The organism is Qaidamihabitans albus (assembly GCF_016464705.1).
GTDB classification, from domain to species: domain Bacteria; phylum Actinomycetota; class Actinomycetes; order Mycobacteriales; family Pseudonocardiaceae; genus Qaidamihabitans; species Qaidamihabitans albus.
The window spans coordinates 71,193-96,843 of record NZ_JAEHOB010000002.1; the positions used below are offsets into that span (position 1 = coordinate 71,193).

At 73.4% G+C, this 25,651-nt stretch carries 24 protein-coding genes; 17 read left to right on the plus strand and 7 right to left on the minus strand.

What is annotated here, in order from left to right; all coding sequences use genetic code 11:
- Positions 1-21: 21 nt before the first annotated feature.
- The 6 genes from JAP66_RS03565 to JAP66_RS03590 all read left to right on the plus strand — a co-directional run bounded on the left by JAP66_RS03565 (position 22) and on the right by JAP66_RS03590 (position 6,260).
- Positions 22-462, plus strand: a complete 441-nt coding sequence (locus tag JAP66_RS03565; protein ID WP_199430115.1) for an ATP-binding protein — start codon at positions 22-24, stop codon at positions 460-462.
- Between the two features lie 110 nt (positions 463-572).
- Positions 573-2,675 carry a catalase gene (locus JAP66_RS03570; RefSeq protein WP_199430116.1) on the plus strand — a complete coding sequence of 701 codons (2,103 nt, stop codon included), beginning with the start codon at positions 573-575 and terminating at the stop codon, positions 2,673-2,675.
- Positions 2,676-2,707: 32 nt separating this feature from the next.
- The gene (locus JAP66_RS03575) at positions 2,708-3,529 is read left to right on the plus strand and encodes an SDR family oxidoreductase (protein WP_199430117.1); all 822 of its coding nucleotides are present in this window, start codon (positions 2,708-2,710) and stop codon (positions 3,527-3,529) included.
- The gene (locus JAP66_RS03580) at positions 3,526-3,975 is read left to right on the plus strand and encodes a DUF4383 domain-containing protein (protein ID WP_235998740.1); all 450 of its coding nucleotides are present in this window, start codon (positions 3,526-3,528) and stop codon (positions 3,973-3,975) included. Before JAP66_RS03575 ends, JAP66_RS03580 begins: the two co-directional genes overlap by 4 nt.
- A 46-nt stretch (positions 3,976-4,021) precedes the next feature.
- Positions 4,022-4,999 carry a glycosyltransferase gene (locus JAP66_RS03585; protein ID WP_199430118.1) on the plus strand — a complete coding sequence of 326 codons (978 nt, stop codon included), beginning with the start codon at positions 4,022-4,024 and terminating at the stop codon, positions 4,997-4,999.
- 37 nt (positions 5,000-5,036) lie between these two features.
- Positions 5,037-6,260 carry a glycosyltransferase gene (locus tag JAP66_RS03590; RefSeq protein ID WP_199430119.1) on the plus strand — a complete coding sequence of 408 codons (1,224 nt, stop codon included), beginning with the start codon at positions 5,037-5,039 and terminating at the stop codon, positions 6,258-6,260.
- On the opposite strand, the gene JAP66_RS03595 is transcribed toward JAP66_RS03590, so the two are convergent.
- The 5 genes from JAP66_RS03595 to JAP66_RS03615 all read right to left on the minus strand — a co-directional run bounded on the left by JAP66_RS03595 (position 6,197) and on the right by JAP66_RS03615 (position 12,309).
- The gene (locus tag JAP66_RS03595) at positions 6,197-6,916 is read right to left on the minus strand and encodes a GAF and ANTAR domain-containing protein (protein WP_199430120.1); all 720 of its coding nucleotides are present in this window, start codon (positions 6,914-6,916) and stop codon (positions 6,197-6,199) included. The two genes, JAP66_RS03590 and JAP66_RS03595, sit on opposite strands and share 64 nt — an antisense overlap.
- 80 nt (positions 6,917-6,996) lie before the next feature.
- Complete coding sequence (locus tag JAP66_RS03600) at positions 6,997-9,534, minus strand: ATP-dependent Clp protease ATP-binding subunit (RefSeq protein WP_199430121.1); 2,538 nt, start codon at positions 9,532-9,534, stop codon at positions 6,997-6,999.
- 158 nt (positions 9,535-9,692) lie between these two features.
- On the minus strand, positions 9,693-10,583 hold the full coding sequence (locus tag JAP66_RS03605) for a glycosyltransferase family 2 protein (protein WP_199430122.1): 891 nt from the start codon (positions 10,581-10,583) through the stop codon (positions 9,693-9,695).
- Positions 10,580-11,425, minus strand: a complete 846-nt coding sequence (locus tag JAP66_RS03610; RefSeq protein WP_199430123.1) for a glycosyltransferase family 2 protein — start codon at positions 11,423-11,425, stop codon at positions 10,580-10,582. The genes JAP66_RS03605 and JAP66_RS03610 overlap by 4 nt, the downstream gene beginning before the upstream one ends.
- Positions 11,422-12,309, minus strand: a complete 888-nt coding sequence (locus JAP66_RS03615) for a polysaccharide pyruvyl transferase family protein (RefSeq protein ID WP_199430124.1) — start codon at positions 12,307-12,309, stop codon at positions 11,422-11,424. Before JAP66_RS03615 ends, JAP66_RS03610 begins: the two co-directional genes overlap by 4 nt.
- A 76-nt stretch (positions 12,310-12,385) precedes the next feature.
- On the opposite strand from JAP66_RS03615, the gene JAP66_RS03620 reads away from it, so the two are divergent.
- The 9 genes from JAP66_RS03620 (at position 12,386) to JAP66_RS03660 (ending at position 22,609) form a co-directional block, all read left to right on the plus strand.
- Positions 12,386-13,357, plus strand: coding sequence for an NAD-dependent epimerase/dehydratase family protein (locus tag JAP66_RS03620; RefSeq protein ID WP_199430125.1), 972 nt, complete (start codon positions 12,386-12,388; stop codon positions 13,355-13,357).
- Between the two features lie 137 nt (positions 13,358-13,494).
- A complete protein-coding gene (locus JAP66_RS03625) occupies positions 13,495-15,132 on the plus strand; it encodes a carbamoyltransferase family protein (RefSeq protein WP_199430590.1) in 1,638 nt (545 codons plus the stop codon).
- Positions 15,129-16,688 carry an HAD-IIIA family hydrolase gene (locus JAP66_RS03630; protein WP_199430126.1) on the plus strand — a complete coding sequence of 520 codons (1,560 nt, stop codon included), beginning with the start codon at positions 15,129-15,131 and terminating at the stop codon, positions 16,686-16,688. The genes JAP66_RS03625 and JAP66_RS03630 overlap by 4 nt, the downstream gene beginning before the upstream one ends.
- Positions 16,685-17,701, plus strand: a complete 1,017-nt coding sequence (locus tag JAP66_RS03635) for a glycosyltransferase family 9 protein (RefSeq protein ID WP_199430127.1) — start codon at positions 16,685-16,687, stop codon at positions 17,699-17,701. Before JAP66_RS03630 ends, JAP66_RS03635 begins: the two co-directional genes overlap by 4 nt.
- Positions 17,698-18,261, plus strand: coding sequence for a D-sedoheptulose-7-phosphate isomerase (locus JAP66_RS03640; RefSeq protein ID WP_199430128.1), 564 nt, complete (start codon positions 17,698-17,700; stop codon positions 18,259-18,261). Before JAP66_RS03635 ends, JAP66_RS03640 begins: the two co-directional genes overlap by 4 nt.
- Positions 18,258-19,637: a PfkB family carbohydrate kinase gene (locus JAP66_RS03645; protein WP_199430129.1), complete on the plus strand. Its 1,380-nt coding sequence runs from the start codon at positions 18,258-18,260 to the stop codon at positions 19,635-19,637. Before JAP66_RS03640 ends, JAP66_RS03645 begins: the two co-directional genes overlap by 4 nt.
- Positions 19,634-20,347: an SDR family oxidoreductase gene (locus JAP66_RS03650; RefSeq protein ID WP_199430130.1), complete on the plus strand. Its 714-nt coding sequence runs from the start codon at positions 19,634-19,636 to the stop codon at positions 20,345-20,347. Before JAP66_RS03645 ends, JAP66_RS03650 begins: the two co-directional genes overlap by 4 nt.
- On the plus strand, positions 20,338-21,300 hold the full coding sequence (locus tag JAP66_RS03655; RefSeq protein ID WP_199430591.1) for a glycosyltransferase family 9 protein: 963 nt from the start codon (positions 20,338-20,340) through the stop codon (positions 21,298-21,300). Before JAP66_RS03650 ends, JAP66_RS03655 begins: the two co-directional genes overlap by 10 nt.
- Entirely contained in the window at positions 21,293-22,609 is a 1,317-nt protein-coding gene (locus tag JAP66_RS03660) for a UDP-glucose dehydrogenase family protein (RefSeq protein ID WP_199430131.1), read from the plus strand. Before JAP66_RS03655 ends, JAP66_RS03660 begins: the two co-directional genes overlap by 8 nt.
- Positions 22,610-22,729: 120 nt before the next feature.
- Here JAP66_RS03660 and JAP66_RS03665 read toward each other — a convergent pair whose 3' ends face one another.
- On the minus strand, positions 22,730-23,146 hold the full coding sequence (locus JAP66_RS03665) for a CBS domain-containing protein (RefSeq protein WP_199430132.1): 417 nt from the start codon (positions 23,144-23,146) through the stop codon (positions 22,730-22,732).
- Positions 23,147-23,346: 200 nt separating this feature from the next.
- Here JAP66_RS03665 and JAP66_RS03670 point away from each other — a divergent pair, with 200 nt between their 5' ends.
- Together JAP66_RS03670 and JAP66_RS03675 are read left to right on the plus strand one after the other, a co-directional pair.
- The gene (locus tag JAP66_RS03670; RefSeq protein ID WP_199430133.1) at positions 23,347-23,715 is read left to right on the plus strand and encodes an STAS domain-containing protein; all 369 of its coding nucleotides are present in this window, start codon (positions 23,347-23,349) and stop codon (positions 23,713-23,715) included.
- A gap of 84 nt (positions 23,716-23,799) precedes the next feature.
- Positions 23,800-24,729, plus strand: a complete 930-nt coding sequence (locus tag JAP66_RS03675) for a prenyltransferase/squalene oxidase repeat-containing protein (RefSeq protein ID WP_199430134.1) — start codon at positions 23,800-23,802, stop codon at positions 24,727-24,729.
- 58 nt (positions 24,730-24,787) lie between these two features.
- Here the strand turns inward: JAP66_RS03675 and JAP66_RS03680 are convergent, their stop codons facing one another.
- The gene (locus JAP66_RS03680; protein ID WP_199430592.1) at positions 24,788-25,648 is read right to left on the minus strand and encodes a sugar phosphate isomerase/epimerase family protein; all 861 of its coding nucleotides are present in this window, start codon (positions 25,646-25,648) and stop codon (positions 24,788-24,790) included.
- Positions 25,649-25,651 lie beyond the last annotated feature (3 nt).

Consider the following 25,651-nt stretch of genomic DNA (forward strand, 5'->3'; position numbering starts at 1 on the left):
GCCGATGGGTAGCCGAGTCGAATGCGTAGACCTGAGCTCGCGGACTGGATCGGGCCCCGGTTCGCCGGCCCCGTCGAACTTCGCGTGCCCGCCGACAACGGCCAGCTGGCCATGGTCCGCATGGTCGTCCAGCACGTCGCCGAGCGCGCGGACTTCACGCCGGACGCGGTGGCCGATGTCAAGCTCGCCGTCGACGAGGCGTGCACGTGCCTGATCAGCAGATCACTGCCCGGTTCCGTGCTGGGCTGCCGCTTCCTGGCCGGCCCGGATGCGCTCCGGGTGACGGTCTCCTGCACCACCCGCGGCGGCCGGATGCCGGACGAGCGGACGTTCGGCTGGCAGGTGATGCGCACGGTGACCGACTCGCTGTCGGCCTGGCGCGAAGAACACAACGGGCACCACAACGGGGGCCGCGTGGTGCACATCGTCATCGCCAAACGGCGCCTCGCCGGCGTGTCCTGACCGGCGGCCCGGGAATCACAGGATGAGCGCGCGGCGGCTGTTTGCCGCGGACCGGGCCGGGTAGCCGACGGGAAATCGTCGAAAGCCCGTCCGGAAAGGTGCAGGACACCGTGCCCGAACAACCGAGCGACAAGAACCAGCAGCTGGAATCGTTCCGAGTCCGCCAGGAGGGCACCGACCTCACCACCCAGCAGGGGGTGAAGGTCGACAACACCGACGACTCGGTCACCGTGGGCGAGCGGGGGCCGACCCTGCTCGAGGACTTCCACGCCAGAGAGAAGCTGACGCACTTCGACCACGAGCGCATCCCGGAGCGGGTCGTCCACGCGCGTGGCGCCGGCGCGTACGGCTACTTCGAGCCCTACGACGGGTGGCTCGCCGACTACACCGCCGCGGACTTCCTCACCAGCCCCGGCGTGCGGACGCCCGTCTTCGTGCGGTTCTCCACCGTCGCGGGCTCACGCGGGTCCGCCGACACCGTGCGGGACGTGCGGGGCTTCGCCACGAAGTTCTACACCCGTGAGGGCAACTACGACCTCGTCGGCAACAACATGCCGGTGTTCTTCATCCACGACGGGATCAAGTTCCCGGACTTCGTGCACGCCGTGAAACCGGAGCCGCACAACGAGATCCCGCAGGCACAGTCGGCGCACGACACGCTGTGGGACTTCGTCGGGCTGCAGCCGGAGACCATGCACATGATGATGTGGCTGATGTCCGACCGCGCCATCCCGCGCAGCTACCGGATGATGCAGGGCTTCGGGGTACACACGTTCCGGCTGGTCAACGCCGAGGGCAAGGCCACCTTCGTGAAGTTCCACTGGAAGCCCGTACTTGGCACCCACTCGCTGGTGTGGGACGAGACCCAGAAGATCGCGGGCAAGGACCCGGACTTCAACCGTCGCGACCTGTGGGACAGCATCGAAGCTGGCCAGTTCCCCGAATGGGAGCTCGGCGTCCAGCTCGTCGAGGAGAGTGACGAGTTCTCCTTCGACTTCGACCTGCTCGACGCCACCAAGATCATTCCGGAGGAGGAGGTGCCGGTGCGCCCGGTCGGCCGGATGGTGCTCGACCGCAACCCGGACAACTTCTTCGCCGAAACCGAGCAGATCGCCTTCCACACCGCCAACGTCGTGCCCGGGATCGACTTCACCAACGATCCCCTGTTGCAGGCACGCAACTTCTCCTACCTCGACACGCAACTCATCCGCCTCGGCGGCCCGAACTTCTCGCAGCTGCCGGTGAACCGGCCGCTCGCCGAGCCGCACCACAACCAGCGCGACGGCTACGGGCAGCAGGCCATCCACAAGGGGCGCACGTCGTACTTCAAGAACAGCCTCGGCGGCGGCTGCCCGGCACTGGCCGACTCCGGCGCGTTCACGCACTACGCGGAGAAGGTGGAGGGCCACAAGATCCGCAGGCGCAGCGAGAGCTTCAAGGACTACTACAGCCAGGCGACGCTGTTCTGGAACAGCATGTCCGAGGTGGAGGCGGAGCACATCGTCTCGGCTTTCCGCTTCGAACTCGGCAAGGTGGAGACGATGGAGGTGCGCGCCCGCGTGGTGGAGCACCTGAAACACGTCGACCACGGGCTGGCGACGAGGGTCGCCGCGGGCATCGGAGTGCCGCCGCCCGCGGCCGAGGCCACCCCGAACCACGGCCGCTCCTCCCCGGCGCTCTCGCAGCTCAACGCGCCCATGCACCGGATCGACTCGCGCAAGGTCGCGGTGCTGGTGGCCGACGGTGTCGACGGCGACGGCGTCCGCAGGCTCGTCGACGCGCTCGGCAAGCAGGGTGCCCTGCCCGAGGTGCTCGCGCCCACCGACGGCCGGGTCCGTGCCGCCACCGGCGAGGACATCGAGGCCGATCGCGCACTGAACACGATGGCTTCGGTGCTCTACGACGCGGTGGTGGTGCCCTGCGGCCCGGACAGTGTGGCCACGCTGTCGCAGGACGGCTACGCGGTGCACTTCGTCACCGAGGCATACAAGCACGTCAAGCCGGTAGCCGGGTTCGGCTCCGGGCTGAAGCTGCTGCGCCGCGCCGGGGTCGCCGACGAGCTGGCCGATGACACCGGCGTGCTGGTGGACAACGGTGTCGTGTCGTCGAAGGCGGCCGAGCAGTCGCTGCCGGAGGAGTTCTTCGCCCGCCTCGGCGAGGAGCTGGCCAAGCACCGCGCGTGGCAGCGGCGCACCGAGTCCGTACCCGCCTGAGGAACCGACGGTTCCGTGTGGAGGTGTCACCCATGAGCCGACCAGCGCCCCTCCCCGAACAGACCGACCAGCCACGCACCGCCGTGGTGACCGGATCGGACTCCGGAATCGGCAGGGCCATCGCGGTGGCCCTCGCCGGTGGTGGACTGGACGTCGGCATCACCTACCACTCCGACGAGGCCGGGGCGGCCGCGACCGCCCAGGAGGCCAAGGAGCAGGGGGTGTCCACCGCGGTCCGCAGGCTCGACCTGACCGGCCTGCCCACGGCCGCCGCCGCGATCGACGAGCTCGCGGACGAGCTCGGCGGCGTCGACGTCCTCGTCAACAACGCAGGCACGGGCTTCGGGCAGCCGGTGATGGAGACCGACTTCGACTCGTGGCGGGAGACGCTCTCCGTCGACCTCGACGGAGCCTTCGCCTGCGCCCAGCGCGCCGCCCGGCACATGATCGACGCCGGTCGCGGTGGGCGCATCGTCAACATCACCAGCGTGCACGAGCACGCGCCGAAGCACAGCGCGGCGGCGTACTGCGCGGCGAAGGCGGGCGTCGGTGCCCTGACGAAGGTCATGGCGATCGAGCTCGCCGAGCACGGCATCACGGTGAACTCGGTGGCGCCCGGCGAGATCTCGACGCCGATGACCGGCCAGGACAACGCCGACCCCACCGAGCGGCCGCGCGCGGGCATCCCGCTGCGCCGTCCGGGGCATGCCCGAGAGGTGGCGGCCGTCGTCGCGTTTCTGGCGACCCCGGCGGCCGGTTACGTCACCGGCGAGTCACTGGCCGTCGACGGCGGGCTGCTGCAGACGTCGTGCCTGGACACGAACGCGCCGATGTGGCGGACGGGAGAGCGATGAGCACAGAACGCTCCTCCCCCGACGGCATGCTCCCGCGCAAGGTCTGGCTGATGCGGCTCGCGCTGCTGATCGGCGTCGTGTACCTCGTGCTGGGCATCGCCGGGTTCATCGTGGGCAACGGCGGTCAGATCGGGCCGGACCCGCAGCGCACCGTGTGGGTGTTCAGCATCAGCGTGCTGCTCAACATCGTGCACACCGGGGTCGGGCTGCTCGGCCTCGCCGCGTCCCGCAAGCCCGCAGCCACGCGGATCTACGGCTGGCTGATGTTCTTCGTCTTCACCGGTCTGAGCGCGTACGGGCTGGTCGCGGCAGCGACGGACCTACCGGGCAACATCGTCAACGTGAACGCGCCCGCGATCCTGCTCTACGGCTCCACCGCGATCGCCGGGCTGTTCCTGGCGCTGTTCCCGGCACGCCGGGAGGTGAGGACGGGGACAAGCACTTAGCCGTCCATAGTGTTTAGTCGAGCGGGCGCGGGGCAATCACTTGTACATGCCAACACCCGCGACCCGCGCGACCGGCGAGCCGAGAGTGCTCGTGTGGCACGTCCACGGCTCGTGGACCGGCTCGTTCGTCCGGGGTGGACACACGTACCTGTTGCCCACCCTGGAAGAGGGCGGGCCGTGGGGCCGGGGACGCTGCGGGCGCGCGTGGCCGGACTCCGCGGTGGAGGTGCCCGCGCCACGGTTGCGGGACACCGACGTGGACCTGGTCGTGCTGCAACGGCCGGAGGAGCTCGAGCTCGCCGAGCGCTGGCTCGGCCGGCGTCCCGGGCGGGACGTCCCCGCCGTCTACGTCGAGCACAACACCCCGCGTGAGCACGCCGCCACGACGCGGCATCCGGTCGCCGACCGCGACGACATCGTGCTCGTCCACGTCACCCACTTCAACGAGCTGATGTGGGACAACGGCCGCGCGCCGACCGTGGTGATCCCGCACGGCATCGCCGACCCCGGCTACGCCTACACCGGCGAGCTGGAACGCGCGGCCGTGCTCATCAACGAACCGGTGCGGCGGGGCCGCATCGTCGGCACGGACCTGCTGCCGGTTTTCGCCGAGGCCGCGCCGATCGACCTGTACGGGATGGGCCTCGACGGTCTCGACCTCGACCGCGTCACCCCGGTCGGCGACCTGGATCAGGACGCGCTGCACCGGGAGATGGCGCGCAGGCGCGTGTACGTGCACACCGCGCGCTGGACCTCGCTCGGCCTCTCCCTGCTCGAAGCCATGCACCTCGGCCTGCCGCCGGTCGCGCTCGCGTGCACCGAGGCGGCCATGGCCGTGCCGCCCGAGGCGGGCGTCGTCTCGACCGACGTCGCGGCCCTGACCTCGGCCGTGCGCACCCTGATCGCCGAGCCGGAGCGAGCCGTGCACATGGGCAAGTCGGCCCGCGAGCACGCGCTCGCGCACTACGGGCTCGAACCCTTCCTGCGGAACTGGGACGTCCTACTCGATGGGGTGCTGTCGTGAGTGCCGGGAGCCGGGCCCCGAGATTGGGAGGGAGCACATGAAGATCGCCATGGTCTCCGAACACGCCAGCCCGCTGGCCGCACTGGGCGAGGTCGACGCCGGTGGCCAGAACGTGCACGTCGCCGAGCTGTCGGCTGGGCTCACCCGCGCGGGCCACGACGTGACGGTCTACACCCGCCGGGACGCCGACGACCTGCCCGGCGAGGTGCGCACCCCGGGCGGCTACCGCGTCGTGCACGTGCCCGCGGGCCCGGCCCGGCACGTGCCGAAGGATGAGTTGCTGCCGCACATGGGCTCCTTCGCCGAGTACCTCGAACACGCCTGGGCCGCCGACCGGCCGGACCTGGTGCACGCCCACTTCTGGATGTCCGGGCTCGCCTCCGTGCTGGCCGCCCGCGCACACGACCTGCCGGTGGTGCAGACGTTCCACGCGCTGGGCGTGGTCAAGCGGCGCTACCAGGGCGAGGAGGACACCAGCCCGCCGGAGCGGATCCGGCTGGAGCGGCTCGTCGGCCGCAGCGCCACCCGGGTGGCCGCGACGTGTTCCGACGAGGTGTTCGAGCTCGCCAGGCTGGGGCTGCCGCGCGACCGGATGTCGGTGGTGCCCTGCGGGGTCGACCTCACCCGGTTCGACCCGGCCGGTCCACGGTCGCCGAGAGGGCACCGGCACCGCATCGTCTCGGTGGGCAGGCTCGTGCCCCGCAAGGGCTTCGACGTCGCGATCGCGGCGCTGCCCGCGCTGCCGGACACGGAGCTGGTCATCGCAGGCGGCCCCGAGCGGGGCAGGCTCGCCGACGACGCCGAGGCGCGGCGGCTGCTCGACTACGCCCGCAGGCTCGGCGTCGCCGACCGGGTGCGGATGCCCGGGCAGGTCGCCCGGCCGGACATGCCGGCACTGCTGCGGTCGGCGGACGCCGTGGTGTGCACGCCGTGGTACGAGCCGTTCGGCATCGTCCCGCTCGAGGCGATGGCGTGCGGCGTCCCCGTGGTCGCCGCGGCCGTCGGCGGGCTCACCGACACCGTGGTCGACGGGGTGACCGGCACGCTCGTGCCACCGAAGGACCCGGACGGGCTGGCCACCGCGCTGCGCAGGCTGCTCGGCGAGGGCGCCCTGCGCGACGCCTACGGGATCGCCGGCGCCGACCGCGCCCGCTGCCGCTACTCGTGGGACCGCATCGCCGCCGACACCCAGCGGGTCTACGAGCGGTCTCTGCCCGCCGCCCGGTTGACGTCCTCGACGACCCACTCCGCGACCTCGTAGAGCTTGCGGTTGGACCGCTGGGAGGCCTCGACCAGCATCGAGAACGCGCGCTCGCCGGTGACGCCGTGCCGCTGCATGACGATGCCCTTGGCTGTCCCGATCAGGTCCCTGCTCTGCAGCGCCGCCTGGAACTGGGCCTGCCGCTGGGAGCCCCTGAGCACCACCGCGGCGTGGGCGGCGAACAGCTCGCCGATGTGCTCGGCATGGGCGTCGAACGCGTCGGGCCGCGCCGAGTAGAGGTTGAGGGCGCCGATGGTGCCGTCACCGGAGAACAGTCGCATCGACAGCATCGACAGCATCCCGAGGTCGGCGGCGGCCCCGCCGAAACTGGGCCACCGCGGCTCCTCCCGCAGGTTGCCCGTGCGGTAGGTGCGGTGGTGCTCGATGGCGTCCACGCACGGCCCCTCACCGAGCTGGTACTGGGACTTGTCGATGCGCGAGACGAGCTCGTCCGACGGCGCCACCGTGCGGATGCCCTTGCGGTCCACCAGCGAGATCCCGGCGTGCTCGGTGCCGGGGATGTTGGCGGCCGCGGCGGCCACGACCCGTTCCACGGTGGCGTCGACGTCCGGTGCCGCGTCCAGCTCCCGCACCGCGGTGGCAAGCGCCTCGGCCACGTCCAGCTCCGCCGGCCGCGGGACGACGTGCTCTTCCATGATGGGCTCTCCTCGGGGAACTGGTTCCGGCCTGCTCACCCCTAACTTTGGCCTACCCCGAAGTCGGGCACCAGTGTGGCTTACATCGCTCCGGCCCGCTCGGCCACGTCGAAGGACAGCCGCCCTTCGCCGACACCGATGCGCACCAACGAGCCAGCGGTCACCCGCCCGTCCAGCAGCATCGTGGACAGCACGTTGTCGACCTCCCGCTGGATCGTGCGCCGCAGCGGGCGGGCGCCGTACTCCGGCTGGTAGCCGGCCTCGGCGAGCCAGCGCACGGCGCCCTCCTCGACCTCCACCTCGACGTCCTGTGCGTGTGCCTTGCGGCGGGTCTCCTCGAGCAGCAGCGTCGTGATGCGCTGGAGCTGCTCCGCGGAGAGCCGGCGGAACACGATGATCTCGTCGATGCGGTTGAGGAACTCGGGCCGGAAGGACTCCCGGAGCCTGCGCATCAGCCGGTCCCGCAGCGGCTGCTCGGTGTCCGACTCGCGGGGCGGCGCGAAGCCGAGGGCACCCTGGGTGCCGCTGAGCACCAGTTCGGAGCCGATGTTGCTGGTCATGATCAGCACCGTGTTCGCGAAGTTCACCGTGCGGCCGCGACCGTCGGTCAGCCTGCCGTCGTCGAGCACCTGCAGCAGGATGTTGAACACCTCGGGGTGCGCCTTCTCGATCTCGTCGAGCAGCACCACCGAGTACGGGCGGCGGCGTACCGCCTCGGTCAGCTGGCCCGCCTCCTCGTAGCCGACGTAGCCGGGCGGCGCACCGATCAGCCGGGAGACCGTGTGCCGCTCGCCGTACTCGGACATGTCGAGCCGGATCATCCGGTCCGAGCCGCCGAACAGCGCCTCGGCCAGTGCCCTGGCGAGCTCGGTCTTGCCGACGCCGGTCGGCCCGAGGAACAGGAAGCTGCCCGAGGGCCGGTTCGGCTCGGCCAGGCCCGCCCTGGTCCGGCGCACCGCCTCGGCGACCGCCTCAACGGCCTCGTCCTGCCCGACGACGCGTCCGTGCAGGTGCTCCTCCAGGTGCAGCAGCCGCTCGCGCTCCTCCTGGGTCAGCTGGCTCACCGGGACACCCGTGGTCCGCGATACGACCTCGGCGATGTCGACGGCACCCACCTCGGGCACCCCGGCCTGCCGCCCGTCGTCCCTGGCCTCGTCGAGCTGCCCGCGCAGCTCGTTGATCTCGTCCCGCAGCGCCGAGGCGCGCTCGTAGTGCTCCTCGCTGACGGCCTGGTCGCGGTCGCGGGTGAGCTGTTCGAGGCGGGACTCCATCTCGCGCAGCCGGTCCGGCCGCCTGCCCGAGCGCATCCGGACCCTGGCACCCGCCTGGTCGACCATGTCGATCGCCTTGTCCGGCAGGAACCGGTCGGTGATGTAGCGGTCGGATAGCGTGGCCGCCGCGGACAGCGCCTCGTCGGTGAACCGCACCTGGTGGTGTGCCTCGTACTGGTCCCGCAGCCCGTGCAGGATCGCGAGCGTGTCCTCCACGTTGGGCTCGGGCACGAGGATCGGCTGGAACCGGCGCTCGAACGCGGGATCGGACTCGATGTTGCTCCGGTACTCGTCGAGGGTCGTCGCGCCCACGATGTGCAGCTCGCCGCGGGCCAGCGCGGGCTTGAGCATGTTGCTCGCCCCCATCGAACCCTCGGAGGCACCGGCGCCGACGACGGTGTGCAGCTCGTCGATGAACACGATCAGCTCGTCGCGGTGCGCGCGGATCTCCTCGAGCAGCTTGTTCATCCGTTCCTCGAAGTCGCCGCGGTAGCGGGTGCCCGCGACGAGCGAGGTCAGGTCGAGCTGCACCACCCGCCTGCCAGTCAGGGACTCGGGCACCTGCCCGTCGGCGACGCGCTGGGCAAGGCCCTCGACGATCGCCGTCTTGCCCACACCGGCCTCGCCGATCAGCACCGGGTTGTTCTTGGTACGGCGGGACAGCACCTCGATCGTCTGCTCGATCTCGTCGTCGCGGCCCACCACCGGGTCGATCTGGCCGTCACGGGCCATGGCGGTCAGGTCACGGCCGTAGGTGTCGAGCGTCTCCGTCTCGCTGGGCCGCTGTTGTTGCTGCTGCTGCGCGCGGGGCTGGCCGGCCGCGGCACCCGGTCCGGCGAGCACCCGCCGCATCGCGTCCGGGGTCAGCCCGGCCTCGCCGAGCATCCGGCCCGCCTGTGAGTCCTGGTTGGCGACGAGCGCGAGCAACAGGTGCTCGGGGCCGATGTAGGAGGAGCGCAGCCCCCGCGAGATCTGGTGCGAGTCGAGCAGCGTCCGCTTGGCGCCGGGCGTCAGCGTGGGGGCCGCGGTCTGCTGCTCACCGCGCCGGACCTCCTTCTCGACCCGCTCGGCCAGGGCGTCCGGATCGGCGCCCGCCCGCTGGATCAGCTCCCGGCTGCCCGGGGTGTGCGCCGCCGCCCACAGCAGGTGCACGGAGTCGAGCTCGGCCCCGCCCCATTCCGCGACCTGCCGGACGGCCGCCGAGACGAGCGCCTGGGCCTGCTCGCTCATCAGCCGGGTGATGCCGACGGCGCGCGGGTGCCTTCCCGGTACCGCGTTGCCGAAGAAGTGGGCGAGCATCGCGTCGAACGGGCTCGGTCCGGGGTCCGCCCCGAAGAAGCCGGTCATAGCACAACTCCCTTTGGCCGAAAGGTGGGTTCACTGCCCCTCGGCCTACCCGGTGCGCGCGCCCGTCAACCGGCGGCGGACCGCCGGGACTCGTGAGTGCGGACACGAGTGAGAACTCGTGTCCGCACTCACCAGGGGTGCCCACGCTCGTGCCGGCATCAGCCGACGTAGCGGCGGGCCGGTGACCGGCGCTGGGCCTCCTCCAGCGACCGCAGGCCCTCCTCCACCCCGGCGGGTACGACGGCGCGCTCGCGCAGCACCCACGGCACACCGCGCAGTGCCTCGACCACGGCGGCCACGGTGGCCCGGTCGGCGGGTGCCGAACGCAGCACGGCCACGCTGCGCCTTGCGGCGCTGCGCCACGGCCTGCGCAGCCACAGGGTCCACAGCGTGTTGCGGATGCCGAGCTGGCGGCGGCGGCGCGGATCGCGCTGCTTCGACGGCGCATGGTGGATCACCACGTCCTCGGCCCAGCACATCCACCAGCCGCGCGCGGCGAGGTCGAGGGCGAGCAGCTCCTCCTCCCCGCCCAGCCACATCCGCGGCGAGAAGCCGCCGACCTCCCGGAACGCGCTCACCCGGAACGTCGAGAGCCCCGCCATGACACCGAGCAGCGCGGGCCCGGGCAGCCAGTCCGGCCCGCGCACCGGCGAGTACCGCAGCTCCGGGGTGATCGGGTCCTCCTCGAGCCCGGGCTCCACCAGGCAGCGGCCGGTGACCGACGCGAGCGCCGGATGGGCGTCGAGCAGGTCGGCCGCGCGGGTCAGCGCGCCGGGCTGCCAGCGGGTGTCGTCGTCGCAGAAGGACACGTACGGCGTGTGCACGTGGCGGACGGCGAGGTTGCGCGCGAGGGCGCCGAGGTTGCGGTCACAACGCAGGAGCAGCACGCCGGGATGCCGCCGGGCGATCGCGTCGGCCGTGCCGTCGGCCGAGGCGTTGTCGGCGACGATGATCGGCGCGGCGTCGGGCAGCGCCGTCATGTGCTCCAGCGTCCGCAGCGTCTCCTCGCGGCGGTTGTGGGTGATCAGGACGACCGTAACTCGGCTCATCGGCGCTCCAGTTCCCGTACCTGTGCCTCGACCTCGTGCGGCAGCGGATCGCGCCCCGCCAGCGCCCTTGGCAGCCTGCGCAGCGCGCCCGCCGCCGCACCCGCGTCGCGCAGCAGCGGAGCCGCGGCGCGCACGCACTCCCCCGGGGGGCGTCGCAGCCACGCGATCAGCGCGTTGTTGCGCGTCTCCAGCCGCTGCCGCCAGGCCGGGGGCGGGCGGGTCGAAGAGGGGTGGTGGTGGGCGCGTACCCGGTCGACGTAGCAGAGCGCCCAGCCGCGGGCCGCGAGATCGTAGGACAGCAGCTTCTCCTCCGCGGCGAAGTGCAGCAGCGGGCTGAACCCGCCCGTGTCGAGGAACGCGTCCCGGCGCACGATCGCCGAGCAGGCCAGGAAGCCGAGCACGAGCGGGCCCGGCACGTCGGCGGGCTTGCCGAGCGGGCTCGCCGCCATGACCTCGCACACGGGATCGGGTTCGCCGCCGGGCCCGACGAGGGTCCGGCCGGCGATCAGCCCCAGCCGGGGATAGACGTCGAAGAGCAGCTCCGCCTCCGGCAAAGCGTCACGTGCCCACCACGAGTCGTCGTCGCTGAAGGCGACGTACGGGGTTTCCGCGGCGCGGACCCCGATGTTGCGCGCCGCCGCACCGCCGTTGCGGGGCAGCCGGATGAGGCGTACCCAGGGGAACTCGCGCAGTACCCGCGCGCCCGTGTCGTCGGCGGAGGCGTTGTCCACCACGATGACCGGCGGCCGCGGCCGTAGCGTGCCGAGCATGGCCAGCGTGCGGACGAGCTCGGCGGCGCGGTCGCGGGTGGCGACCACCACGGTCGTCCTCGCCTCGTTCATCGGCGCACCTCCGCCAGCAGCTCGGTGAGCAGTGGGTGCGCTCCGTCCAGCGGCGCGGGATGTCGCGCGCGCTCCCGGCCCCCGGCGGAGAGGCACCACTCCCACCACCGGCCGAGGGCGGCGTCACCGCCGGAGCCGGTGACCGTCTCGGCGGGCACGACCGCGGGCCAGTCCAGCGCTTCCGCCTGCGCGGCCACCTTGCCGCCGCCGGCGACCGGGTCCACCGCCAGCGCGGGCACGCCGGCGCGCAGTGCGAGCACGAGGCCGTGCAGCCGGGTGGTGATGATCACGTCGAAGCGGCGGATCAGGGAGAGGAACTGGTCGGCAGTGGCACAGTGCCGCCAGTCCGCACCGTCCAGCCGCGTGTCCAGCGGCACGCGCGCGCAGTCGAGCCGGCTCGCCCAGTCGAGCAGCGCCTCGTGCACCTGCTCGTGCCTGCGCCGGGCACCGTACTCCCGCTGGCCGGGCGCGAGCACCACGCCGGCCACCGGGACCGAGGTGCCGCCCCCCGACAGCGAGAGGTCCGGATACGGGCGGGAGCCGCCGTCGCGCGCCAGCACGCGGTGGAAGCCGGCCGCCGCGGGGTCGGCGGGGTCGAGCACCGAGACGCCGACGGCGATGCGGCGGCAGCCGGCGTAGCGCTCGTGCAGGCCGCTGACCTGCTCCCCGTGCGCGGGGCCGCAGGTGAAAACCACATGCGTGTAGCGCGCGGGGTCGGCGTCGTCCAGGTGCAGTGCCCCTGGCCGGAAACCCGGGCTCCACGCCGTGTCGGCGGCGATGCCTTCCTCGGCCAGCGCCGAGGCGACCCCGCGCATGCTGAGCACGTCGCCCGCGGTCGCCTCGCCGTGCAGGAAGGTGGGCCAACCGGTGACGAGCACTCGCATGCCCCCAGCAGTACCCGCGGTGACCGCCGCGCTAACCACGGCGTTTCGGCCGGTCCATTTCGGGTAGACCGGCCTCATGGTCACTGGGTTCACGCACGCGCTGGTCACCGGCGGCGCCGGCTTCGTCGGCTCACATGTCTGCGAAAGCCTGCTGCGCAGCGGAAGCCGGGTGACCTGTGTGGACAATTTCGCGACGGGCGAGCGGGACAACATCGCACATCTGTTGCCTGATCCCGGTTTCGCGCTCGTCGAGCACGACGTGACCGAGCCGCTGGACGACCTGCCCGTTCCGGACGGTGTCGATGACGTGGACGTGGTGCTGCACCTGGCTTCCGCCGCGTCGCCGCGCGACTACCTGCGGTTGCCGATCGAGACGTTGCGCACGGGTTCGCTCGGCACCGAGCACGCGCTGGACTTCGCCGCGCGGCACCGGGCGCGGTTCCTGCTCGCCTCGACCAGCGAGGTGTACGGCGACCCGTTGGAGCACCCGCAGCGGGAGGACTACTGGGGAAACGTGAACCCCGTCGGCCCGCGCAGCGTGTACGACGAGGCGAAGCGCTACGCCGAGGCGCTGACCATGGCGCACCACCGCGAACGGGGTGCGAACGTGGCGATCGCCCGCATCTTCAACACCTACGGCCCGCGGCTGCGCGCGGGAGACGGGCGGATGATCCCGAACTTCGTGACGCAGGCGCTGGCCGGCGAGCCGCTGACCGTCCACGGCTCCGGAAACCAGACCCGGTCCGTGTGCTACGTCACCGACACCGTCGCCGGGCTGCTGGCGCTGGCGGCGGGCACACTGACCGGCCCGGTGAACATCGGTAACCCGCAGGAGCTGCCCGTGTGGCGGCTCGCCGACGAGGTGCGCCAGCTCACCGGCTCCGGCTCGCGGGTCGTGCGGGTGGACGAGGCCGCCGACGACCCCCGGCGCCGCTGCCCCGACATCGGCCTCGCGCGCACCGAGCTCGGCTGGCGCCCGGAGGTAACCCTCCGCGAAGGACTGCGCCGCACGATCGACTGGTTCGCGGCGCACCGAGCAGCGGCCTGAGGCCTCTCCCGGCGACTCCGTTCCGTAGCGACGTCCTGGGCATTCGGCCCAATGCTGTTTAGCCGTCGCTGCAAGGGGTAGCGACATAGTGCGGGCCGCGAAAGGCGGCCGAGGACACAGGCTTGGAGGTAAGCCAGGTGCGCATACTCGGGATCAACGCCGTTTTCCACGATCCCGCCGCCGCGCTGGTCGTGGACGGCAGGATCGTCGCAGCCGCCGAGGAGGAGCGGTTCAGCAGGCGCAAGCACGGCAAGGCGCCCGTGCCGTTCTCGGCCTGGGAGCTGCCGGAGCAGGCCGCGCGCTGGTGCCTGGAACACGCCGGGATCACCCCGGACCAGCTCGACGCCGTCGGCTACTCCTACGAACCCGGCCTTGTCGACGACGAGCTGGAGGGAACCGATCCCGGTTGGGAAGAGCTGCGTACCCGCTACGCGGAGCGCGCGCCCCGGTTCCTGAAGACGGCACTGCCCGGGCTCGATCCCGATATCGTCCACTTTGTCCGGCACCACGTGGCGCACGCCGCGTCCGCGGCGCTGGCCGCGCCGTTCGGCGACTCCGCCGTCCTCGTCGCCGACGGCCGTGGGGAGTCCACTTCGTACCTGGCCGGCGAGTACCGCGACGGCAAGTTCGAGGAGCTGGCCGCGCAGTCGCTGCCGCACTCGCTCGGTCTGGCCTATGAGGACCTGACGGCGCACCTCGGGTTCCGGCGCTCCAGCGACGAGTACAAGGTGATGGCGCTCGCCTCCTACGGCGAGCCGCGGTTCCTGCCGCGGCTGCGCGAGCGTGTCTACACCACCGGTGACGGCGGATACCGCACCGAGCCGATCGACTGGAGCGCCTTCGCCCCGGCCCGCCCGCCGGACGGCGAGATGCTGCCCGAGCACGCCGACCTCGCCGCGAGCATGCAGGAGCGGCTGGAGGAGGTGTTGCTGGAGCTGGCGGGCTGGCTGCACGGGCGCACCGGGGCGAGCGATCTCACGCTCGCGGGCGGCATCGCCCTCAACTGCGTGGCCAACACCCGGCTGCACGCCGCGGGGCCGTTCGACCGGGTGTGGGTGCAGCCGGCCTCCGGTGACGCCGGGACCGCGCTCGGCGCTGCGCTGCAACTCGCCGCCGACCTCGGCGAGCCCACGGCACCGATGGCGGGCGCCGACCTGGGCCGTGGCTGGTCCGACGAGGAGATCGAGGAGCGGCTGCGGGCGGCGCGGATCCCGTACGAGCGGCCGGACGACATCGCCGAGACCGTTGCCGAGGCCCTCGCGGACGACGGGATCGTCGCCTGGTTCCAGGGCCGCGCCGAGTTCGGACCTCGCGCGCTGGGACACCGCTCGCTGCTCGCGCACCCCGGCCGCGCCGAGAACCTCGAACGGCTCAACGAGGTGAAGGGCCGGGAGCAGTTCCGCCCGGTCGCACCGATGGTGCTGGCCGACCGGGCCGGTGAGCTGTTCAGCCGCGGGCCGCTGCCGAGCCCGTACATGCTCTTCGTCCACGACGTCGCGCCGCCGTGGCGCGACCGCGTACCCGCCGTCACCCACGTCGACGGCACGGCCCGCATCCAGACGGTCGACCCGGGTGCCGAGCCGCTCGTCGCGCGGATGCTCGGCGCGTTCGAGCGGCGGACCGGGCTGCCGACGGTGGTCAACACGAGCCTGAACACGGCGGGCAGGCCGATGGTGGACAGCCCCACCGACGCCCTCGAATGCTTCGGCTCCGCGCCGGTCGACCTGCTGGCGATCGGGCCGTTCGCCGTCCGCAGGCCACGGAGCGCGGCATGAGTCCCATGAGTCCGGAGTACACGGTCGTCATCCCCACGGCGGGCCGGGACAACCTGGCCACGCTGCTGCGGGCGCTGGACGACGCGCGCGGGCCGCGGCCTGCGGAGGTGATCGTCGCCGACGACCGGCCGGACGGCGAACCCCTCGCACTGCCGGAGCTCACGCTGCGGGTGCGGCAGGTGCGCTCGGGTGGCCGGGGCCCCGCGGCGGCGCGCAACGCAGGCTGGCGCGCGGCCGGCACCGAGTGGGTCGCCTTCCTCGACGACGACGTGCTCACCCCGGATGACTGGCCCGAGCGACTGGCCGCCGACCTCGAAGGGCTCGGCCCCGACGTCGCCGCCTCCGTCGCCAGGATCGTGGTACCGCTGCCCGGGGGCAGGCGGCCCACCGACGACGAGCGTGGCACCCTCGGGCTGACGGCGGCCCGCTGGATCACGGCGGACATGGCCTACCGGCGCTCCGCGCTGCTGGAAGCCGGCGGGTTCGACGAACGGTTCCCGCGGGCCTTCCGCGAAGATGCCGACCTCGCGCTGCGCGTGCGCAGGGCGGGACACCGCATCGCGGAGGGCGAGCGCACCACCACCCATCCCGCGGGCAACGGCGACTTCCTCGCCAGCGTGCGCAGGCAGCGCGGCAACGCCGACAACGCGCTGATGCGGCGCAAGCACGGCCGCGACTGGCGCGAGCAGACCGGGGAAGGGCCGGGCAGGCTGGGCAGGCACGTGCTGACCACGATGGCCGGGACGGCCGCACTCGCCCTGCTCGCCGCGCGGCGGTGGCGCGCCGCGGCGGCCGCGGGCGGCGTGTGGAGCGGGCTGACCGCCGAGTTCGCGGCCCGCCGCATCAGGCCCGGACCGCGCACCCCGGACGAGGTCGCGCGCATGCTCGTGACGAGCGTGCTGATCCCGCCCGCGGCGTGCGCGCACCGGCTGCGCGGCGAGATCGCCGCCCGGCGGCCCGCCGCGGTGCTGTTCGACCGTGACGACACGCTCATCGAGGACGTGCCCTACCTCGGCGACCCGGAGCAGGTGCGGCCCGTGGCCGGTGCGGCCGAGGCGCTGCGCGGACTGCGGGAGGCGGGCGTGCTGCTCGGCGTGGTCAGCAACCAGTCCGGCGTCGCCCGTGGCCGGCTGAGCCCGGCGCAGGTGCACGCCGTGAACGCCCGCGTCGACGAACTGCTCGGCCCGTTCCAGACCTGGCAGGTGTGCCCGCACGGCGAAGACGACGGCTGCGAATGCCGTAAGCCCGAGCCCGGCCTCGTGCTGCGCGCCGCCGCCCGGCTCCGCGTGCATCCCGGCCGGTGCGTCGTCATCGGCGACACCGGCGCCGACGTCGCCGCGGCCGCGGCCGCCGGGGCGCACGGCATCCTGGTACCCACCGCCCGCACGCTGCCCGGCGAGGTCGAGCGCGCCCACCGCGAGGCGCGGGTCGCCGCCGACCTCACCGAGGCCGTGACGCTGGCCAGGCAGTGCCTCGCCCTGGGGCGTCCGGGCACGCACAACGGGACCCGCCTGCCGAAGGCGCCCGCGCCGGAACCGCCGAGGGGGCGGCCATGACGGGCCGGGTCCTGGTCGCGCGGCTGGACAACGCGGGCGACGTGCTGCTCGCCGGCCCGTGCGTCCGCGCCGTCGCCGCGCACGCCGACTCGGTCGCCCTGCTCGCCGGCCCGCGGGGCCGGGCGGCGGCCGACCTGCTGCCGGGCGTCGACGAGGTCGTCGAGTGGTGCGCACCGTGGATCGACCCGGACCCGCCCGAGCTGACGCCGGACGCGGTGGACGCGCTCAGCAAACAGGTGCGCGACCTGCGGCCGGACGCCGCGCTGATCCTCACCTCGTTCCACCAGGACCCGCTGCCGCTGGCTCTGGTGCTGCGCCTTGCCGGGGTGCCGTGGATCGGCGCGACCAGCGAGGACTACCCCGGCTCGCTGCTCGACCTGCGGCACCGCGTCCACGGCGATCCGCCGGAAGCCGAGCGGGCGCTCTCGCTGGCCCGAGCTGCGGGATACGACCTGCCGCCCGGCGACGACGGCACGCTCGCGATCCGGCGGCCACTGCCGGACACGGCCGGGCTCACCGGGGAACCGGGCTACGTCGCGGTGCACCCTGCCGCGTCCGTGCCGGCCAGGCAGCCGACGGCGGACCGCGCCGGCGCGATCGTGCGTGCACTCGCCGGGGCGGGACACCGCGTGGTCGTCACCGGCGCCCCCGCCGAGCAGGAGCTCACCGCCGAGGTCGCCGGGAGCACCGCCCTCGACCTCGGCGGGCGGACCGGCCTGCCGGAACTGGCTTCGGTGCTCGACGGCGCGAGCGCCGTCGTGGTGCCGAACACCGGGCCCGCGCACCTGGCGGCCGCCGTCGGCACGCCGGTGGTCTCGCTGTTCGCACCCGTCGTGCCCGCCGCACGGTGGGCGCCCTACGGCGTGCCCACCGTCCTGCTGGGCGACCAGAACGCCCCGTGCCGGGACACCAGGGCACGGCGGTGCCCGGTGCCGGGACATCCGTGCCTGGCCGTCGACCCGGCCGAGGTCGTCTCGGCGGTCGGGCAACTCATGTCAGGAGGTTTCGCGTGATCGAAGAGCACTTCGCGGCGCTCAGCGGCGCGCTGGACAAGGTCCAGGCCGCGGCGCCCACGATCCAGGAGTGGGGGACCCATCTCGCCGCCGTGCTGAGCGGTGGCGGCCGGCTGCTCGCGTGCGGCAACGGTGGCAGTGCCGCGGAGGCTCAGCACCTCACCGGTGAGCTGGTCGGCAAGTTCCTGAACGACCGGCAGCCGCTTTCGGCGATCGCGCTGCACGCCGACACCTCGGCGGCCACCGCGATCGGCAACGACTACGGCGAGCACGAGCTCTACGCCAGGCAGGTCCGGGCGCACGGGCGCCCCGGCGACGTGCTGGTGTCGCTGTCCACCAGCGGCCGCAGCCAGAACGTCGTGGCCGCGGCGAAGACCGCGCACGAGCTCGGCATGACGACCTGGGCGCTCACCGGGCCCGCGCCGAACCCGCTGGTCGCGCTGTGCGACGGCGCGATCGCCGTGGAAGCGCCGAGCGTGGCCACCGTGCAGGAGGTGCACCTCGCCGTCGTGCACGCGCTGTGCGCCGAGCTCGACCAGTCACTGGGTGTGCCGACGTGAAGCCGCTCGTAGTGGTCGGCGACGCGCTGCTCGACGCCGACATCGAGGGGACGGCCGACCGGCTGTGCCCGGAGGCGCCGGTGCCGGTGGTGGACGTCGCGCGGCGGTGGCAGCGACCGGGCGGCGCGGGGCTCGCGGCGCTGCTGGCAGCCCGTACCGCGCCGGAGGTCGTGCTCGTGACCGCACTCGGCGACGACGACACGGGGCGGCGCCTGGCCGCGCTGCTGGGCCGTGACGTCCAGGTGGTGCGCGTGCCGATGGACGGCGAGACCGTGTGCAAGACCCGGGTCCAGGCGGCCGGGCAGTCCCTGCTCCGGCTCGACACCGGCGGTGGCAGGGCCGGTGCGGCACCGCTGCCCGCGCGGGCCTCGGCGGCCCTGCGGTCGGCGGGTGCCGTCCTCGTCTCCGACTACGGCCGGGGCCTGCCCGCGCACCCGGAGCTGCGAAGCCTGCTCGGCGAGCTGGCGCCACGCGTTCCGGTGGTGTGGGACCCGCACCCGCGCGGTCCCGCGCCCGTGCCCGGAGCGGCGCTGGTGACCCCGAACGACAAGGAGGCGCTGAGCTTCGCGCCCGGCCGCGCCGAGCCGGGCGAAGCCGCCGCGGCGCTGCGCCGGGACTGGTCCTGCCGGGCCGCGGCGGTCACCGTCGGCGAACGGGGCGCCGTGCTCGCCGGCCCCGGCGAGGACGTCACCCGGGTGCCGGTTTCCGCCGCCGCGAAGGTGACCGGGCAGGTCAGGCCGGACACCTGCGGGGCGGGCGACCGGTTCGCCAGCGCGGCGGCCGCCGCCCTGCTGGACGGTGCGGACACTCCTGAGGCGGTGCGCTCGGCCGTCGACACGGCCGCCCGGTTCGTCGCCGCGGGCGGCGCCGCGGCCCTGTCCGTCGCCGGCGATCCCGATGCCGGAACCGGAGACGGCGACGGCCTCGCCGGAACCGCCCTCGACCTCGCCGAGCGGGTGCGCAGGCAGGGCGGCAGGCTGGTCGCCACCGGCGGCTGTTTCGACCTGCTGCACCCCGGCCACGTGAGCCTGCTGCGCCAGGCGCGGGCGCTCGGCGACGCGCTGGTCGTGTGCGTGAACTCGGACGACTCCGTACGGCGGCTGAAGGGACCCACCCGCCCGCTGGTGCCCGTCGACGACCGCGTGCGCCTGCTCACCGAGCTGGAGTCCGTCGACGCGGTGGCCGTGTTCGACGAGTCCTCCCCGGTGGCCCTGCTCGAACGCCTGCGCCCCGACGTGTGGGTCAAGGGCGGCGACTACGCGGGCACCGACCTGCCGGAGGCGGAGGTCGTGCACCGGCACGGCGGCGAGGTCGCGCTGGTGCCCACGGTCGCGGGCTACTCGACCACCCGGCTACTCGCGGAAGGAGCACGATGAGAGCACTGGGGAACGTACTGATCACCGGTGGCGCGTCCGGGCTGGGCGCGGCGACCGTCGCGGCGGTACGGGAGCAGGGCGGCACGCCGCTCGTGCTCGACCGTGCCGCGCCCGTCAGCGGTGATGGCGGTGGTGGCGGGGTCGGCGAGGTCGATTACGAGCTGGCCGACCTGGCGGACACCCCGGCCGCCGAGAACGCGGTGCGCGCGCTCGCCGAGCGCGCGGGCGGGCTGGACGCCGTGTTCACGGCCGCCGGGACCGACGCGTGCGGCCCGCTGGACAAGGTGCCCGCGAAGGAGTGGGAACAGGTCGTGCAGGTGAACCTGCTGGGCACGGCCGCCGTCGTGCGCGCCGCACTGCCGTACGTGGAACGCTCCGGCGGGACGATCGTCACCTGCGCGTCCACGCTGGGCGTCCGCTCGGTCGGCGACGCGACGGCGTACTGCGCGTCGAAGGCGGGCGTCGTCGGCTTCACCAGGGCGCTCGCCGCGGAGACCGCGGGCCGGATCGGCGTGACGATGCTCGTGCCGGGCGGCATGGACACCGCGTTCTTCGACGGCCGCGACGAGCAGTACAAGCCGCCGCCCGGCGCGAAGCTGAACCGGCCGGAGGACGTCGCGCAGTCGGTGGTCCACGCGCTGCGCCAGCCGCGGGGCTGCGAGGTGCGGGAGATGGTCGTGTGCCACTCGGAAGAGGGCTCGTGGCCGTGATCCTCGCCCTGCGCGCGCTCGGCCTCGGCGACCTGCTCACCGCCGTGCCCGCCGTGCGCGCGCTGCGCCGCGCGGCTCCGCGCGACCGGCTCGTGCTGGCCGCCCCGGCCCCGCTCGCACCGCTGGCCGAGCTGACCGGCGCCGTCGACGAGCTGCTGCCCGCTCGCGGGCTCGGCGCGCTGCCCCGGCCCGCCGAGCCGCCGGGGCTGGCGGTCAACCTGCACGGCAGCGGACCGGAGAGCATCACCGACCTGCTCGGCACGCGCCCGGCCCGGCTGATCACGCACCGCCACCCCGGCCTGCCGGACGTGCCGGGGCCACCGTGGCGGGAGGACCTGCACGAGGTGGACCGGTGGTGCCGCCTGCTGGAGTGGCACGGCATCCCGGCTGATCCCGGCGATCTTTCCCTGCCCGCGCCCGCGGAGCCGAGTCCGGCGCCGGGTGCCGTGGTGGTCCATCCCGGCGCGGCCTACCCGGCCAGGCGCTGGCCCGCCGAGCGGTTCGCAGCGGTGGCGCGCGCGCTCGCCGGGACCGGGCGGCGGGTCGTGGTGACCGGTGATGCCGGGGAACGGCGGCTGGCCGAGGAAGTCGCCGGGCGGGCCGGGCTGCCCGCGGACGACGTGCTGGCCGGGCACACCGGCGTGGCCGGGCTCGCCGCGGTCGTCGCCGGTGCGGCGCTCGTCGTCTGCGGCGACACCGGGGTGGGGCACCTGGCCACGGCGTTCGGCACCCCTTCGGTGCTGCTGTTCGGACCGACTCCGCCCGAACGCTGGGGACCGCCCTCCGGGCGCCCGCAGCACGTGGCGCTGTGGGCGGGCGGCACGGGAGACCCGTTCGCCGCGCACCCGGACCCGGGCCTGCTGCGGCTCACCGAAGCGGACGTGCTCGCGGCCGCCCGGCCGTTGCTCGGCCGGACGCGAGAACGCGACAAGGACGGAGCGCGACATGCCTGACACAGTGTCCGGGAAACGCGACGGCGACACCGGGGCGTACCGGGTCGGCGTCGTCGGCGCCGGTTACGTCGGCCTGACGAGCGCCGCCTGCCTCGCCCACCTCGGCCACCGGGTCACCTGCGTCGATGTGGACGAGCCGAAGGTGCAGGCGCTGCGCGGCGGCGACGTGCCGATCAGCGAACCCGGCCTGCCCGAACTGGTGGCCGAGGGGCTCCGCGAAGGCAGGCTGAGCTTCGGCTCGGAGCACGCCGCGCTGGCCTCCGCCGACGTGGTGCTGCTGTGCGTGCCGACCCCGACGGGGCCCGACGGCGACGCGGACCTCGGCGCGTTCGACCGGGCGCTGACCGGGCTGCACGGCACGCTGGCCCCCGGCTGCGCGGTCGTGATCAAGTCGACGGTGCCCGTAGGCACCACCGAGCGGGCAGGCCGGGTGCTCGGCCTGCCCGCGGTGAGCAACCCGGAGTTCCTGCGGGAAGGCCATGCGGTGCACGACTTCCTGCATCCCGACCGGATCGTGATCGGCACCGCCGACGGGGACGCCGCCGACCGCGTGTGGCGGCTGTACGCGGGCCTCGACGCGCCGGTGCTGCACACGGCGACCGCCAGCGCCGAACTGGCGAAGTACGCCAGCAACGCCTTCCTCGCGCTGAAGGTCTCCTACGTCAACGTGCTCGCCGAGCTGTGCGAGCGTTCCGGCGCCGACATCGCGGAGGTCACCGCGACGATGGGCCTTGACGAGCGGATCGGCCCGGCGTTCCTGTCTCCCGGCCCCGGCTGGGGCGGCTCGTGCCTGCCGAAGGACACCCGCGCGCTGCTGCGCGCCGCGGACGAGGCGGGGGTCGACTTCGCGGTGCTCGCGGACGCCGTCGCCGCCAACACGCATCAACACGATCGGGTGGTCACCAAGGTGCGCGAGGCGGTCACCGGCTCCGCGGGCGGGTCACTGGCCGGCATGCGCCTCGGGCTGCTGGGACTGACCTTCAAGGCCGGCACGGACGACCTGCGGGAGTCGCCCGCACTCGTCATCGCCGCCCGGCTGGCCGCCGAGGGCGCCGTGCTCACCGCGTACGACCCCGGGGCCCGCGGCACCGCGCGGCCTGAGCATGTGCAGCTGGTGGACGATCCCGGCCTCGTCGCGAAGGACGCAGCCGGGATCGTGCTGCTCACCGAGTGGCCGCAGTTCCGGGAGCTCGACTGGGCGCAGCTGGCGGAGCTGGCCGAGCAGCCCACCGTGGTCGACTGCCGGAACCTGCTCGACCCGGCCTCGCTCACCGAGGCCGGGTTCACCTACCGGGGCCTTGGCCGCTGAGCTCCGGAGAGGCCGTTTCCGCAGGTCACCGGTCGTGAGTGCGTAACAGTGTTCTAACTCGTGTGCGCACTCACGAGAGGTGACCAGGCAAAGCCGCGTGGGTGAGATGTCGCCGGCGGCTCAGTCCCGCGAGATGGAGTCGACGATCTTGCCGGTCTTGTCCTCCGGCACCGCGCGAGCGGCGTCCGCCTGGGCGATGATGCCCACGAGCTCGCTGCCCTGCACGACCGGGACGCGCCGCACCTGGTGCCGCGCCATCGCGGACAGGGCCTGCTCCACGTCGTCGTCGGGCGTGACGGTGACCGGGTCGCCCTGGGCCAGCTCACCGACGTGGACGGCAACCGGGTCCTTGCCCTCGGCCAGCACCTTCACGACGATGTCGCGGTCGGTGATCATGCCCTTGAGCTGCTTGTCCTCACCCTGGATCGGCAACGCACCGACGCCTTCCGACGCCATCAGGCGGGCCGCGTGGGCCACCGTCTCGCTGGTGTCGATGTGCCGGGGGTTGCTGGTCATGACTTCCCGTACCGCTGTCATCGGTATCGCTCCTCGTGTCGGGAATGAAGTTGTCGTACCAGGGCTACCCGGGCGCGAACGCGTTCATGCCGGAGCAATGTGCACCGTGGTGTTTGCGCGGGCGGCGTACACCGCTACGCTCGGCCATGTCAGGCGGTTAGGCAGCCAGCGGCCAGGACAGTCCCGACTTCGCTTCGCTGTGGAACGCCACGGGAGGTCTTGTGTCCGAGTTGCCACCGCCCAGCCCTTTGCTGGACGTCAGCCAGGAGCGCCGCGCGAACGCGCTGATCATCCGGATCAAGGGCGAGATCGATCTGAGCACCGCGCCCGAGCTGGAGCGGCACATCGACGAAGCGCTGGACGAGCTCACCACCCCCGACCCACTCGTGCTGGACCTCAGCGACGTCGCGTTCATCGGCTCGAGCGGGCTGGCGCTGCTGCTGAACAGCAAGGAGGGGGCCGACGCGCGCGGGCTGCGACTGTGCATCGTGGCCGCGCAACGGGCGATCAAGCGCCCGGTGGAGGCCGTCGGGCTGCGCCAGGAGCTGCCGCTGTACCCGACCCTCGACGCGGCGCTGAACCCCTCGTGAGTGCGCACCCGAGTTAGAACTCGTCTCCGCACTCACGACCGGTCCGTTCAAGACGGCCGCCGTTCGCCGGGTGATGCTTTGCGGATGGACAGCACCGACAGCATCGACAGGACCGACACCATCGACAGCACCGCGGCCACCGGCTTCATGGCCACGCACGCCCGCGTGCTCGACCGGCACCGCTTCGGGCTCGCGCTCGGCGACGGCGACCCCGAGGCCGCGCTCGCCGCGCTGGAGGCGTACCGCAACCCGGACGGCGGGTACGGCTGGGGCCTCGAACCGGACCTGCGCTCCCCGGAGAGCCAGCCCGGTCCGGCCCTGCACGCCTTCGAGGTGTTCACCGACATCGGCCCGCACACCAGCCCCCGCGCCGCCGAACTCTGCGACTGGCTGGCCTCGGTCACCCTGCCCGACGGCGGGCTTCCGTTCGCGCTGCCCGTCGGCGCGCCCGCTGGTTGCGCGCCGTTCTGGACGCAGGCCGACCCCACGGTCTCCTCGCTGCAGATCTCCGCGATCGTCGCCGCGAACGCCCACCGGAGCGCCGCCTTCGACCCCGCCGTCGCGGCGCACCCGTGGCTGGCGCAGGTCACCCGGTACTGCCTGTCCGCGATCCGGGAGCTCAGCGGCAAGCCGCAGCCGATGGAGCTCGCCTTCGCCGTCCAGTTCCTCGACGCCGCGCACCATCGCCACCCCGAGGCGGCGGAGCTGATCGACCGGCTGCGCGAGCACATCCCGCCGGACGGGCTGCTGCGGGTGGACGGCGGCGCCGACGACGAGTTCATGCGGCCGCTCGACTTCGCACCGGTATCCGGCGGGCCCGCACGGGACCTGTTCGCCCCGGAGGTCGTCGACGGCGAGCTGCGCCGCCTCGCCGCCGGGCAGCAGGACGACGGTGGCTGGCGGGTCGACTTCGCCAGCTTCTCCCCCGCCGCGGCCCTGGAGTGGCGCGGCCACGCGACCGTGCGAGCCGTGTCGATCCTGCGCGACCACCGGCCCCCAGCGCCCGGCTCGTGAGTGCCCACACGAGTTAGAACACTGTTACGCACTCACGAGCCGGGGCAGGGGGGCGGGGTCAGAAGCGAAGGGCGGCCAGGTAGTCGAAGCCGACCTTCGCGGTGTGCAGCGGGTCACTGGGCGAGTCGTGCTCCACGATGTAGTGCTTCACGGCGCCGCGGCAGGTCTTGCGGAAGATGCGCCCGAAGTCGATCGTGCCCTCGCCGAGGTTGGCGAAGCCGCCGCCGGGAGCCCGGTCCTTGACGTGGTACTGCTTCACCCTGCCGAAGCGGCGGTAGTACTCCTCGACGGGATCGGCTCCGCCTTCCACCACCCAGTACAGGTCGTACTCGAAGTGGATGTTGCGCGGGCTCGTGTTCTCCGCGATCACGTCGATCGGCCGCACGCCGTCGATCTCCTGGTACTCGTGCGCGTGGTTGTGGTAGCCGTAGGAGATCCCCGCCTTGCGGAACGCCTCGCCCGCCCGGTCGAGCCGCTGCGCGAACGCCGTCCACTCGTCGATCGAGCCGTAGTTCGCCCACGCGCAGTCGGCGTAGTGGTAGCCGAGCACCCTGGCGTCGGCGATGAGCTGGTCGAGGTCCGCCCCGTCGAAGCCGACGTGCGCCGAAACCGCGCGCAGGTGGTAGCGGTCGAGCAGCCCGCGGAACTCCTCCACCGACCGGCCGTACGTTCCGGCGAGCTCGACATTGCGGTAACCGATGTCCGCAAGCGCCTCCAGAGTGCCCTCCAGGTCGGCCTGCAGGGCGTTGCGGAGGGTGTAGAGCTGGATCGCGATCCGCTCTCTCGGCAGCCGCCTGCCCGGCCCGCTCCAGCCGGCGTGCGCCGTACCGGCGAGGGCGCCGGTCACGCCGACCGCGGCCGCCGCGCCGGCCGCGGTACGCAGCAGGGCACGGCGGGAAAGACCCTTCTCGTCACGCATTCC

Bases quoted from the DNA above. Each gene is read 5' to 3' on its own strand.
- JAP66_RS03565 (WP_199430115.1), top strand. From the start codon at position 22: ATGCGTAGACCTGAGCTCGCGGACTGGATCGGGCCCCGGTTCGCCGGC.
- JAP66_RS03575 (WP_199430117.1), top strand. From the start codon at position 2,708: ATGAGCCGACCAGCGCCCCTCCCCGAACAGACCGACCAGCCACGCACC.
- JAP66_RS03580 (WP_235998740.1), top strand. From the start codon at position 3,526: ATGAGCACAGAACGCTCCTCCCCCGACGGCATGCTCCCGCGCAAGGTC.
- JAP66_RS03585 (WP_199430118.1), top strand. From the start codon at position 4,022: ATGCCAACACCCGCGACCCGCGCGACCGGCGAGCCGAGAGTGCTCGTG.
- JAP66_RS03590 (WP_199430119.1), top strand. From the start codon at position 5,037: ATGAAGATCGCCATGGTCTCCGAACACGCCAGCCCGCTGGCCGCACTG.
- JAP66_RS03595 (WP_199430120.1), bottom strand. From the start codon at position 6,916: ATGGAAGAGCACGTCGTCCCGCGGCCGGCGGAGCTGGACGTGGCCGAG.
- JAP66_RS03600 (WP_199430121.1), bottom strand. From the start codon at position 9,534: ATGACCGGCTTCTTCGGGGCGGACCCCGGACCGAGCCCGTTCGACGCG.
- JAP66_RS03605 (WP_199430122.1), bottom strand. From the start codon at position 10,583: ATGAGCCGAGTTACGGTCGTCCTGATCACCCACAACCGCCGCGAGGAG.
- JAP66_RS03610 (WP_199430123.1), bottom strand. From the start codon at position 11,425: ATGAACGAGGCGAGGACGACCGTGGTGGTCGCCACCCGCGACCGCGCC.
- JAP66_RS03615 (WP_199430124.1), bottom strand. From the start codon at position 12,309: ATGCGAGTGCTCGTCACCGGTTGGCCCACCTTCCTGCACGGCGAGGCG.
- JAP66_RS03620 (WP_199430125.1), top strand. From the start codon at position 12,386: ATGGTCACTGGGTTCACGCACGCGCTGGTCACCGGCGGCGCCGGCTTC.
- JAP66_RS03630 (WP_199430126.1), top strand. From the start codon at position 15,129: ATGAGTCCCATGAGTCCGGAGTACACGGTCGTCATCCCCACGGCGGGC.
- JAP66_RS03635 (WP_199430127.1), top strand. From the start codon at position 16,685: ATGACGGGCCGGGTCCTGGTCGCGCGGCTGGACAACGCGGGCGACGTG.
- JAP66_RS03650 (WP_199430130.1), top strand. From the start codon at position 19,634: ATGAGAGCACTGGGGAACGTACTGATCACCGGTGGCGCGTCCGGGCTG.
- JAP66_RS03660 (WP_199430131.1), top strand. From the start codon at position 21,293: ATGCCTGACACAGTGTCCGGGAAACGCGACGGCGACACCGGGGCGTAC.
- JAP66_RS03665 (WP_199430132.1), bottom strand. From the start codon at position 23,146: ATGACAGCGGTACGGGAAGTCATGACCAGCAACCCCCGGCACATCGAC.
- JAP66_RS03675 (WP_199430134.1), top strand. From the start codon at position 23,800: ATGGACAGCACCGACAGCATCGACAGGACCGACACCATCGACAGCACC.
- JAP66_RS03680 (WP_199430592.1), bottom strand. From the start codon at position 25,648: ATGCGTGACGAGAAGGGTCTTTCCCGCCGTGCCCTGCTGCGTACCGCG.